The organism is Leptolyngbya iicbica LK, from assembly GCF_004212215.1.
Taxonomy (GTDB): Bacteria; Cyanobacteriota; Cyanobacteriia; order Phormidesmidales; family Phormidesmidaceae; genus Halomicronema; species Halomicronema iicbica.
In genome coordinates, this window is sequence record NZ_QVFV01000001.1 from 828,340 (window position 1) to 840,422 (window position 12,083).

Consider the following 12,083-nt stretch of genomic DNA (forward strand, 5'->3'; position numbering starts at 1 on the left):
CTTACTGATAACCCGCCGCCTGCATCCGAAACAGACGCGCATAGCGGCCATTTTGGGCTAGCAGCGCTTCATGGGTGCCATACTCAATCACCCGTCCGGCGGATAGCACTAAGATTTCGTCCGCCCGGCGCACGGTCGAAAAGCGGTGGGAAATTAAAATCGCCATCTGATTTTCCGTTGCAAGCCGAAACTGATCAAAAATTTGGGTTTCTGCCTCCGCATCCATCGCTGAAGTGGGCTCATCTAGCACCAACAGGTCGGCATCGGTACGCATGAAAGCTCGCGACAGAGCAATTTTTTGCCATTGGCCGCCCGAGAGTTCTTGTCCCCCCCGAAACCAGCGTCCCAACTGCGTTTGAAAGCCGTCGGGCAGGGTCTCGATGAAAGGCTTCGCGGTGCCTTTTTGCGCCGCGATCGCCCACTGCGATTCTTGCTCTAGCCGCTGCACATCGCCCACACCAATGTTTTCACCCACTTTGAACTGGTAGCGCACAAAGTCTTGAAAAATGACGCCAATGCGCTGGCGCAACACCGCCACGTCCCATTCCTGTAAATCCCGACCATCCAGCAAAATCCGGCCCTGGGTCGGCACGTACAACCGGGTCAGCAGCTTGATCAACGTCGTTTTGCCCGATCCGTTTTCCCCCACGATCGCTAGCTTTTGGCGCGGCTTTAGATGAAAGGACACCGCTGACAAGGCCAGTTTGTCTGACCCGGGATAGGTGAAAGAAACCTGCTCAAAGCGCAAACCATCCGTCGGATCAGGACCAGAGCTAGCGGTGCCCTCCGTCTGGGGAATCGGCTGCTCCAAAAATTCATACAAGTTCGACAGATACAACCCGTCTTCATACATGCCGCCGATCGCCGTCAAAATGGCGGCAAACGCATTCTGCCCCTGACGAAATACGGTGAGGTACATCGTCAACTCACCTAGGGAAATACGGCGGGCGATCGCGGCCAACACAATCCAGCAATACGTCCCGTAAAAAGCCGCAGTGCTCAACAGTCCTAGCCCATAAGTCCACCCACTGCGCCGCACTGTCAGATCCCGATCTTCGCCATAGAGCTGGTCAAAAATGGCCTGATACCGTTGCAGTAGCATTGGCCCCAGCTGAAACAGCTTGACCTCTTTGGCATAGTCTTCACGCCCGAGCAACACTTCCAAATAGTTTTGGCGGCGGGTTTCGGGCGATCGCCAGCGAAAGAGCCGAAAGGCTTGCCCCGCAAACCGCGTCTCCGCCACAAACGCGGGCACCGTGGCCCCCAACAAAATCACCACCGCCCATCCCGAAAATTGCAGCAGCAGGCCGCTGTAAGTCAGCAGCGACAAAGCATTCTGCATCAGGCCAAAGGTGCGGTTGACCATACTCAATGGCCGACTCGACGCCTCCCGACGGGCTCGATTCATCTTGTCGTAAAACTCCGAATCCTCAAAGTAGGACAGCGGCAGTTGCTGCGCTTTTTCAAGAATCAGCAAATTGACCTTTTGGGCTAGTAGCGCCCGCAACAGCGACGTACAAAGATTTAGCCCCTGTCGTGTCCCGGCAAGCGCCATCACGAGTACTGCTTCGATGGCGAGATACCGCAACGCTTGATTACGATCCGCGATCGCTCCCGACTCCGCCGCTTGAATCACGCCATCCACAATCAACTTGCCAAAATAAGCGATCGCCCCTGGCAACAATCCAGAAACCAACGTACACAACGCCAGCGCGATCGTTAAGCGGCTGTGAGTTTGCCACACTAACTGAATAGCCCGGCCACAATATTGATAAATATCGAGCGTCCCTTGCCAAAAAGCTAACTGACGCTGCATTGCTCGCTGCCAACGTCGTCTGTGTCGTCTCACCATCCTCTCAGCATACCGGGCTTGCCGCTCATCCTCACTATTCAAAGCCTTGCGAAAAAGTATTGCGACTAGACATCATCTAGCCTCGGCCCAGACATTGAGAAGTTCCACCATATCAAACGCTTAAATCGATGCTGACAACACCTTGCAAGACTGGCATTAAAGCGCCTTAACCTTGGCAAGAAAAGGAAACAGCAGTGCTAGCTAATTGACACTCAACACAGCATTTTGACAACTGGCAAAATCCCAACATGCGTGTAAGTTCCTCGTAACAAGTGTGCCCCTGCCCATTGCCAGGGCAGACCTATGACCTTTCGATACAACATTCAAGCAGAAAAGATTAAACCGCCAAAAGATCAAATCGCCACCAGCACTTACAACTCATTACTTTTTTAAGCTTTATTCCCCAAAACCATGGCAGACTTCTTAAAATATTCAATATATGGATGTATCTTGTCACCGAACTCCTGAAGCAACATGCAGGCACAAGGCTGACGAAACTTAACGACCTCTAAGCATTTATCGCCTAAACTCAGATGCTCGTATTTATCATCCCCCTCAAAAGTCAAGAGGTCTCCAAGTCTTGGCGGTTAACCTGCAAATTACTTGAAAGATGTCTTCGCTCAATTTGCAGTCAGACAGACCCGCACTTTAGAGTATTAGTAGTCTGCAATAGCAAGCCAGAAATTCCATACTCTCACTCTCAAATCGAGTATCTAGAAGTCGATTTAAAGACCCCAAAAACCTACGAAGAAAAATCTTTTGACAAAAGTCAAAAAACGATTTTAGGTCTGATGTACTCACAGAAATTTTCTGCGAGTCACGCCATGGTTGTTGATGCTGATGACTGCGTTAGTAACCGCATCGTCGCTTTTGTGAATAGTCACCCAGAATCTGATGGCTGGATCCTGAAAAAGGGATACATCTACAAAGAGAATGACCTCATGATGCGCCGTGAGGGGTCTAGGTTTAACCAATTATGTGGCTCTTGTAATATCCTAAAATTCAAGCTTTACCCTTTGCCTGAAAACACTGATCACTTTTCGGATGAGCTCATTTATTTTTATAGCGGCTTCAATCACGGCAAGTTCGAGCGTTTTTTCAAAGACCAAGACGTGATTCTAAAACCACTCCCCTTTGCTGGCGTCATCTATATCATTGGGAATGGCGAAAATATATATCAGAATGACTTCTCAAAAATAAACGGATCACATCAAGGAAAATTATTTTTTCACATCAAGCAAATGCGAAAGCTTCGACCTTTACTGCCTCCAACAAGACGTGAATTTAGTCTTTATCCAATATCAAGAGCGTAAATCAAGCTTAATCAACCTCTCCAACCCGCTTTTGTGTCCAACGTGATTTCAACATACTAAAAGGACTCACAAATGTTCCTAGCCTGTAAGCCAATTCTATTTTTCTGAGAATAGTTTCCTCATTTTTCTTCTTTTGAAAAGGTAGTACATAGCTAACCAACTTGTAAGAATCATGAAAAATATGAAGAGGCGTCAGGAAAATGTTTTGCCATAGTGTGTAGCGAGCTACTCGAATTTGGTGTCGACAAAGTCCGGTGCCCCAGGCAATTTTCAATAAGTATTCTTCTTCAAGCCTTGCATTAGGGATATCGTGATCCATTTCCATTTCAGGGTTGTACCAGATTTCCCAACCGGCTTTTTGAATATGAACGAGGGCCTCAAGGTCTTCTCCTCCCACCATTGAACCTCCTACCCTACCAGCCAAAGATAAAGAATCGGGCACATGCTTGAGCCAGGCCTCTCTTTTCACCACTAAACCTGCTCCTGGTGGCAGCATACGTTTTTCAGGCAGATATTCAAACGAATGCTGCCCTTTTTCGACAACCGCTAAAAAGTATTTAATTTTATTCAGATAGGGCGGCGGCGATGTGCCAAATTTTCCGTGAATTTGCCCCCCAAATGCACCTATCTCAGGATGCACCTCAGCAAACGCAATTGCTCTATTCACCCAGTTTGGGAACAACAAGTTATCGTCATCGACAAAAGCCACTAAATCAGAATTTGCTTCTTTCAGAGCTCTTGTCCGCGCAAAAGCTAATCCTTGCTTTAGTTCGACGACATATCGAACCTTGCAAATCTCCTTGAAGGCAGACTGATATGCTTGCACTACTTGGAATGTGTTGTCTTTGCTAGCATTATCAACTACTAAGATTTCCCACTGTTCTGGTGTCACATCGACTTGCTTCGCTAAATGCTCAAACACCTTAGGTAGACGTGACTCGCCATTATATGTGCATACAGAGACTGTAATTTTAGTCATGCCTATCGCCTTGATTCACCATCGATTCATTCGTATAAATTGCAGGTTTTCAGAATCTATGGCATTGACATTTTTACCTGATAAAAATATCCAAAAATAAGGAATTCCAATCACAAGCAAGCACTGTTGATCAGACCAACTCCATCAGATTGCTTCACTTTTGGGCCGGTTCAGGTCCTTGTAAATAGTTGACGAGGGCGATCGCCAACCCACCCAGCAGCCCATAAACAGCCATGGCAACCAGCACGTTTAAATCGAAAATACGTGAGGCATCGGCATTCGTGGGGCTAATGAATAAGGTAGAAAACGGCCGCATAAACGGAGCCGATAGATTCATGATGAAGCTGGCAAACATATTCTCTAGATTGGCCAACGAGATTCGCAGCAAAAAGCGAATAGCTAACAAGATTTCGAGAGCTCCGACGAGTAAAGCAATTGAGTTGCGAATCCAAGCGAGGGTGCGATAACGATTGGCGGCTTTCAGGCGCTGCTTTTCTTGCTTGAGGATGAGAGCTTCGCGCTCTTGCTGCAATTGGTACCGTTGTTCGCGTTCGTTAGGGTTTTGGGGACGATTGGGAGGTTGATTCATCGGGAGTTACAGCAAAGTAATGATTGACAAATAAATGAACTGCTTTTTGTTGCTTTGATATTAGCGAAGAACATAGCTATCGATAATCAGCGTCAATGCTCTCCGGTAAAACTGTTGCGGTGATGCTAGGGCGCATGATTCCAGCAGTAAGTTTGTTGCCCACCGGCACAAAGGTTAAGCAAAGTTTCGGCTGAGACTGGCCGCCGCTAATTGATAACTGGAACCGCTGATCAAACGTAAAATGTGCATCCCGCATTCTCTCGCCTCTTCGGGAAACTGCGAATAGACGGCATTGCCAATATAGTTACCAGCATAGGAAGTTCAGCGTATGCTGCTCGTTTTTTTAGGGTTTCTCTACATTCCCTAGAACGCGAGAGTGCGCTTTTAGTCGCGAGTCGTTGCCGGGTGCTGGGTGGCCGATCGCAAACGGATGATTTCTTTGCCCAACTGCTCAAACTCCGCTGAAGCTTCGATCGCGGAGCGTCCGGCTAGATCAAAAACCGTAGCCCGTTGCCCAAAGGAATCGGCCACGATTTGGCGCTGGTGAATGATGGTTGCGAAGGTCGGCACCTTCGCTTTTTTGAGAATGGCGATCGCCTCTTCCTTGAGGCGCGTGCCCTTGACTGCTCGTGAGAACAACACTCGGGCATCGGGCAGTCCCTGGCGAGCTTTCCGAATTTTCCACGCCAGGCGAATCGCATCTGCGGCGCTGCGCAGATCGACGCCGGTGGGCTGGCACGGGATAATCGCCAAATCGGCACCGGCGAGAATCGCTTTCGTCGCATCGGATAACCCAGCTGGCCCATCGACAATGCAGTAGTCATATTGCTGAGCGATGGTGGGCACCTGCTGGCGCAACGCTGCCGGTGATTGCATCACCTGATAAGGAATCTGCACATCAATCAGTCCCTTAAGCCAGATGGACGACGATCGCTGGGCGTCGGCATCAATCACACAGACGGTATGCCCCTGACTCTGCAGCCAGTAAGCCAAATGCACGGAAGTGGTGCTCTTCGCACACCCCCCTTTTTGATTGACTACGGCCAAAATCGTCACGTGCTCACCACTCGCTAGATGCTGCATATGTACTGCATTATGGCGGGCGATCGCAACATCGGAGCCATCAACGACACAGCCGGATGGTCAACGGTGGGCGAGATCCGGAATTTCGCAGAGCCGGGCGCTGGCCTCAGATGGATGACACTGCCCCAGGTCACCCAGCCTGAAGATTACCGCGATCGCTGTCCGCTCGTTCCCGCCGCCCCATTACTATCAAGATTAGTTTTGGAACGTGCTGAACCCATTGTGAGAATTTTGTTTGTGATTACCCGCGCCGATACGGTGGGCGGGGCCCAGGTGCATGTGCGGGATCTGGCGCAAGCCTTGATAGGCGATCGCCACGAGGTTTTAGTGGTGACGGGACAGGCGGGGGCCTACACCCAAGCGTTGATCGAGCGGGGCATTCCCCAAATTGCCATTGCCCATTTTGGTCGCGCCATTAGTCCGCTGCCGGATGTCAAAACTCTGCTGACACTGCGACAAATCATTCACTCTTTCCAGCCGGATCTGATCAGTACTCACTCCAGCAAAGCCGGGTTGCTAGGCCGCCTCGCAGGTCGTTTGTCCCAAGTTCCCTGTTTGTTTACGGCCCATGGCTGGGCGTTTACGCCCGGTGTCCCCCCTCGACGTCGACAGGTCTATCAAGCAATTGAAAAACTGGCAGCCCCCTGGGCCGCCAAAATCATTTGCGTGTCGGACTACGATCGCCAACTGGGCCTCCAATGCGGCATGAGGGCAGATCGCCTGATCACCATTCATAACGGCATGCCCCAAGTCGCGGCGCAGCACCAGGCGAAGCCAAGTGGCAACAATCCCGTCGTGATGACCATGGTGGCTCGGTTTGATCAGCAAAAAGACCATGCCACCTTGATTCGAGCGATCGCGGGAATCCCCAATCTTCAGCTCCAGTTAATTGGCGACGGCCCCACGCTGCCAACCGTACAAGGCCTCGTTGCAGCATTAGGGCTCACGTCGCAGGTGAAATTTCTCGGCTTCCGCTCCGATATTGCCGACTGTCTCGCCCAATCGCAGATTTTTGCCCTCATTTCCCATTGGGAAGGCTTTCCCCGCACCATCTTGGAAGCGATGCGGGCAGGGTTGCCAGTGGTGGCTACGCAAGTGGGGGGCGTCGCGGAAGCCGTGTTGGATGGCGTTACCGGATTTTGCATTCCGCCCGAGGATGAGGCGACACTACGGCAGCGATTACAGCAGCTTGTGCAAGATGCGCCGCTACGGCAACGGTTGGGCGCAGCGGGTCGCCAGCGGTACGAGGCACAGTTTACGTTTGAGCGCATGTATACTCAAACCTGCCAAGTGTATGAGTCTGTGTTGTCAGCTAGCGAGGCCAACCCATGAAAACGCCACTGCTGCTGACGGGTGCGACGGGGTTGATGGGTCAACTGCTGGTGGAAGCACTGGGTCGCGAGCGGCCCGAACAACCCATTGTCTGCATCACTCGGACGGAGGAACGCCACCAGCAATTGCAGGCGTTACATCCGCAACTGACTTTTCTAAAGGGCGATACAGCGATCGCTAGTAGCTGGGATGCGGCCTTTGCTCAACACCCACCGGAAACCATCATCCACTTAGTGCAACTGCGGCAGGTGCCCACCCTGTTAGCCAGTTTGCAGCGGGCTCAGTTGACGCCGCGCCTGATCATTATTGGCACGACGGGGGTCTATTCCCGTTACAACCAGTACTCGCAGGAATATCGCGAGGCGGAAGCGGTTTTACAGCAGTATGCAGGTTCGTATTGTCTGTTCCGCCCGACCATGATTTACGGTTCACCCCGTGACAAAAACTTGCACAAACTGATTCGGTTTTGCGATCGCTACGGCAGATTTCCAGTTTTTGGCTCGGGGCAATGTCTGTTGCAGCCCGTCCATGCGGGCGATTTGGCTCAGGCCTTGCTGACAGCTTATTTGAACCCAGAGATCCAAGGCGCGTATGATCTCAGCGGCGGCAGTATTGTGAGTTTTTTGGAGTTATTGGCCCTCGTCGAAAAACTGCTCGGAAAACCGGTTCAACCGCTCAAAATTCCGTACAATCTGGGCGTGTGGTCAGCCACGCTGCTGGAATCGGTCTTGGGTCGGCGATCGCCCGTGCGGCGAGAACAAATTCTGCGATTGCAGGAAGACAAAGCCTATTCCCACGCAGCGGCGACGGCAGCCTTTGGCTATCAGCCGCGATCGCTAGAAGTCGGCCTAGCCCAAGAAGTCGAATTGCTCCGAGCCACGAGACTCATCCAAGCATCAGGGAAAACATGATCGGGGTACTGCTATCTATCGGGTTCAGTGGCGTCGCCGCCTGGGCGTTAACTGGCTGGCTGCGACAACGCTTCCAACAGACCTTGCTAGACATTCCCAACGATCGCAGTTCCCACACTCAGCCCACGCCACGGGGCGGCGGACTCGGCTTTTTCATCGCCTTTTTGGGCAGCGCTCTCGGGGCGTGGCTGGGCCAACAATTTTGGCCCACGTTGTTTGCGCCCCTGTTTCCCCCGGTGCTGGCGGTTGCCGCCGTCATTCTTCCTTTAGCAATCGTGGGAATGCTGGACGATCGCTATAATCTGTCGGCCAAAATCCGCTATGCCGTGCAATTGGGAGCCGCCGCGATCGCCCTCTTCAGTTTTGGCCTCTGGCCCCAGCCCTGGCTCACCCTGACACCAGTCACGGACATCCTGCTCGGGGGTGTCACCCTATTTGGCTTTACGGCCCTGGTCAATTTCTACAATTTTATGGACGGGTTGGATGGCTTGGTCGCAAGCGTCACCGCTGCCCAATTGGCGTTTCTAGCGGTGTATCTACAACAACCACTGTGGTGGCTCATGGTGGCGGCGCTGCTAGGTTTTCTGGGATGGAACTGGTCACCCGCCAAAATTTTCATGGGGGATGTGGGCAGCACGGTATTGGGCGCTTGCGTGGCGATCGCCCTCATTGCACCCACCGTTGACCCGACGCGGAGTTTTGGCGCGATCGCCATTACCCTTCCCCTCACCGCCGACGCGATTTACACCCTGAGCCGCCGTCTGCTCAAAGGCGAAAATATCTTTCAAGCCCACCGCACCCACCTTTACCAACGCTTACAGCAATCGGGGTGGAGCCATCGCCAAGTCGCCGGGGCTTATTTGGGCTTTACTGCGATCGTGGCGGGCTTGATTGGGTTCGGGCAGGGGATCGGCAGCCTCGTGGCGGTGGGCCTGAGCGGGGCCCTGATTTTCCTGGGCGAACGCTATTTGCACCAACGGGCACGGCTCTCCGAATCCACCAGTTCATAATCGCTCCGGGTGGCAACTCCCCCAGCAGCCCATGCCACAGCGGTCCCTTCCTTTCGCCCCATCTCCTAAGATCAAGGGTGAAAGGACACATCCTTGCAGCATGCCCCATGACGGATACCGCACTTATTGCTCAACTCAAACAGTCGATTGACGGGCTGTGGCTCCCGAGCGAAACCGAAGCCCCGTGGACAGTCCCGACTTGGGAGCTGACCACCGGCGAGACCGACGAACTGTTGCGGGTTTTACGACGCGCTGCCGACACTCCTATCACTGAAATCTCTTTGCCAGCTTTGATGGCGCAGATCGAGCGACGCTGTCGAGGCTATGGCGAGGAGGGTAAGGCGATCGCTGAACGCCATCACGCCTTATTTGATTGGTTGGAGTCGGTGGGCGATCGCTGGCGCGTATTCCGCGTGGGTGAGGTGACGGTGGATGTTGTGGTCGTCGGGGAAACGGCAGCGGGCTATGTGGCCTTGCAGACCCAGAGTGTGGAGACGTGAGGAGCGGAGTATAAGGGTAGTTGGGTAGTTGGGTGGCTGGGTAGAAAAAACTGCACGTTGAAGCCCCCTTAAAAAACGACCACCTGTTGGATAGGCCTCCTGGCCTGTTCGCCCCCACCTACTCCTGAATATGGGCATCCGGTTGAGAATCCTTGAAAAACGACCACCTGTTGGATAGGCCTCCTGGCCTGTCAGCCCCCACCGACTCCTGAATATGGGCACCCGGTTGGATCGGCTGAGTAACCTGGCTCCCCTCTCCCGCAATCTAAGTCAGGCGATTCACCGCATCCAGCGTAAATCTTCAGAAATTCCAGACTGGCGGCGGTGCTGATCCCGCCTCCCCGATCCCCAGGGCTAGAAACGGTGCGCACTTTGGGTCATGCTATTAACGCATGCAATTCCAGTTGGGAGATCACCGATGGCAGAGATGGATCCGGTTAAGTTGATGAAGCAAGAGGTGGGCCGAGCCGCCGCCGCCAAAGTGCAGTCCGATACGGTGGTGGGCTTGGGCACAGGTTCTACGACGGCTTTTGCCATTCAGTTTTTGGGCGATCGCCTCGCGTCTGGCGAACTCAAGAACATCAAAGGCGTACCGACTTCATTTCAGGCATCGGTGCTAGCGAAAAAGTACGGCATTCCGCTCACCACCTTGGATGAAGTGGACAAAATCGATATCGCGATCGATGGGGCGGACGAAGTCGATCCCCAGTTCAACTTGATCAAAGGCGGCGGGGCAGCTCACACCCGCGAAAAAATTGTGGATGGCTTGGCGGAACAATTCATCGTCGTGGTCGATAGCTCCAAATTGGTAGAGAAGTTAGGTTCGACCTTTGCCTTACCCGTGGAAGTATTGCCAATGGCGGTGGCTCCCGTCACGCGGGCATTGACCGCGTTGGGCGCAACGGTCGATCTGCGCATGGGCGTTAACAAGGACGGCCCGGTCATTACCGACCAGGGCAACATGGTGCTCGATGCCAAATTTGAGGCGATCGCCAACCCGGCGGAAATGGAAGCGCACATCAACAACATTCCCGGCGTGTTGGAGAACGGGCTGTTTGTCGGCGTCGCTACCGAAGTGCTGGTGGGCGAAGTCAAAGACGGCCAAGCTTCAGTGCGCAGTCTGTAGTGAGTCTGCTTGACTCTGGGATTAGGGCAAATGGGACGACTGTTTGCCCCAACCCCCCACGGCGATTCTCGCTACGATAAGTTCAATCTCACCGTCCGATTACTTGATTTCTCTAGAATGATGCAATACCGACGCTTTGGCCGCACGGAACTCCAGATGCCGGTATTTTCTTGTGGGGGTATGCGCTATCAGCACGCCTGGAAAGATGTGCCTGAGTCACAAATTCCCCGCAAGAATCAAGAAAACTTAGAAACCACCATCCGGCGATCGCTCACCGTCGGCATCAACCATATTGAAACGGCCCGTGGCTACGGCACTTCGGAAGTGCAGTTGGGCAAAGTGCTGCCCAAGCTGCCCCGCGAGCAACTCATCGTACAAACCAAGGTGTCGCCCAAGCCCGATGCCAAAGAGTTCCGCATGACGCTGAAACAGTCCTTGCAGAATTTGCGGCTCGACTACATTGATCTGCTGGGTATTCACGGCATCAATACCCCGGAGACTTTGGAATGGGCCATTCGTCCCGGCGGCTGCTTAGATGAAGCCCGTCAGCTGCAAAAACAGGGCCGCATTCGTCACATTGGCTTTTCCACCCATGGCCCCACTCACGTGATTGTCGATGCCATTAACACCGGCCAATTCGACTATGTGAACCTGCACTGGTACTACATCAATCAAGACAACTGGCCCGCGATCGCGGCCGCCACCCAGCAAGACATGGGCGTTTTCATCATCAGTCCCACCGACAAAGGCGGTCACCTGTACAATCCGCCTCAGAAACTGGTGGATTTGTGCGCGCCGCTGAGTCCCATCGTGTTCAACGATCTGTTTTGTCTGAGCCATCCCCAAGTCCACACCCTGAGTCTGGGGGCGGCACAGCCCAGCGATTTTGACGAGCACCTGAAAGTGTTGCCCCTGTTAGCGGAAGCGGACACGGTGCTGCCCCCCATTTTGCAGCGGTTAGAACAGGCGGCGATTGATGCCCTCGGGGCCGACTGGCTACGCACCTGGAAATTGGGCTTGCCCAGCCCCGATCAAACTCCCGGCAACATCAACATTCCGATCATTCTCTGGCTGCGTAACCTGCTCGAAGCCTTCGACATGCAGGAATATGCCGAAGCCCGGTACAACCTGCTGGGCAATGGCGGGCACTGGTTTCCGGGCAACCCAGCCGACAAACTGGATGAAATCGACTTGCGGGCAGCGATCGCCCAAAGTCCCCATGCGGACAAAATTCCCGCCTTTCTCGCCGAGACCCATCAACGGCTCCAGGGCAAAGCCGTCCAGCGACTCTCTAGCTCCTAAGCACGACAGTATCTGCAACCGCCCCGCATCACGCGGCGGCTGACTCGTCTCTCCAGCGGCCAAAGCTCTACGCCTGATGTTGGGGG

General features: G+C 53.3%; 11 protein-coding genes. 7 read left to right on the forward strand and 4 right to left on the reverse strand.

All coding sequences use genetic code 11. The features are described 5' to 3' along the window. Window position 1: 1 nt before the first annotated feature. Window positions 2–1,816, reverse strand: a complete 1,815-nt coding sequence (locus DYY88_RS03605; protein WP_201278938.1) for an ABC transporter ATP-binding protein — start codon at window positions 1,814–1,816, stop codon at window positions 2–4. Window positions 1,817–2,676: 860 nt separating this feature from the next. On the opposite strand from DYY88_RS03605, the gene DYY88_RS25015 reads away from it, so the two are divergent. Further along, window positions 2,677–3,165: a hypothetical protein gene (locus DYY88_RS25015; protein WP_236146311.1), complete on the forward strand. Its 489-nt coding sequence runs from the start codon at window positions 2,677–2,679 to the stop codon at window positions 3,163–3,165. Window positions 3,166–3,172: 7 nt separating this feature from the next. Here DYY88_RS25015 and hpsE read toward each other — a convergent pair whose 3' ends face one another. From hpsE to DYY88_RS03625, 3 genes are all read right to left on the reverse strand, one after another. Then, the gene (gene hpsE, locus DYY88_RS03615; protein WP_039725594.1) at window positions 3,173–4,144 is read right to left on the reverse strand and encodes a hormogonium polysaccharide biosynthesis glycosyltransferase HpsE; all 972 of its coding nucleotides are present in this window, start codon (window positions 4,142–4,144) and stop codon (window positions 3,173–3,175) included. 154 nt (window positions 4,145–4,298) lie between these two features. Further along, window positions 4,299–4,733 carry a YggT family protein gene (locus tag DYY88_RS03620; RefSeq protein ID WP_039725595.1) on the reverse strand — a complete coding sequence of 145 codons (435 nt, stop codon included), beginning with the start codon at window positions 4,731–4,733 and terminating at the stop codon, window positions 4,299–4,301. Between the two features lie 384 nt (window positions 4,734–5,117). After that, window positions 5,118–5,816 carry an AAA family ATPase gene (locus tag DYY88_RS03625; RefSeq protein WP_201278939.1) on the reverse strand — a complete coding sequence of 233 codons (699 nt, stop codon included), beginning with the start codon at window positions 5,814–5,816 and terminating at the stop codon, window positions 5,118–5,120. Here DYY88_RS03625 and DYY88_RS03630 point away from each other — a divergent pair. From DYY88_RS03630 to DYY88_RS03655, 6 genes are all read left to right on the forward strand, one after another. Further along, window positions 5,808–7,148 (forward strand): glycosyltransferase family 4 protein, encoded by a 1,341-nt coding sequence (locus tag DYY88_RS03630; RefSeq protein ID WP_207223283.1) that lies wholly within the window; start codon window positions 5,808–5,810, stop codon window positions 7,146–7,148. The two genes, DYY88_RS03625 and DYY88_RS03630, sit on opposite strands and share 9 nt — an antisense overlap. Further along, window positions 7,145–8,059, forward strand: coding sequence for an NAD-dependent epimerase/dehydratase family protein (locus tag DYY88_RS03635; protein WP_039725596.1), 915 nt, complete (start codon window positions 7,145–7,147; stop codon window positions 8,057–8,059). Before DYY88_RS03630 ends, DYY88_RS03635 begins: the two co-directional genes overlap by 4 nt. After that, entirely contained in the window at window positions 8,056–9,069 is a 1,014-nt protein-coding gene (locus tag DYY88_RS03640) for an MraY family glycosyltransferase (RefSeq protein WP_039725597.1), read from the forward strand. Before DYY88_RS03635 ends, DYY88_RS03640 begins: the two co-directional genes overlap by 4 nt. Window positions 9,070–9,176: 107 nt before the next feature. Further along, window positions 9,177–9,569, forward strand: coding sequence for a nuclease A inhibitor family protein (locus DYY88_RS03645; protein ID WP_039725598.1), 393 nt, complete (start codon window positions 9,177–9,179; stop codon window positions 9,567–9,569). A 418-nt stretch (window positions 9,570–9,987) separates the two neighbouring features. Then, entirely contained in the window at window positions 9,988–10,695 is a 708-nt protein-coding gene (gene rpiA / locus DYY88_RS03650; RefSeq protein ID WP_039725599.1) for a ribose-5-phosphate isomerase RpiA, read from the forward strand. 117 nt (window positions 10,696–10,812) lie between these two features. Next, entirely contained in the window at window positions 10,813–11,997 is a 1,185-nt protein-coding gene (locus DYY88_RS03655; protein ID WP_367889256.1) for an aldo/keto reductase, read from the forward strand. Window positions 11,998–12,083 lie beyond the last annotated feature (86 nt).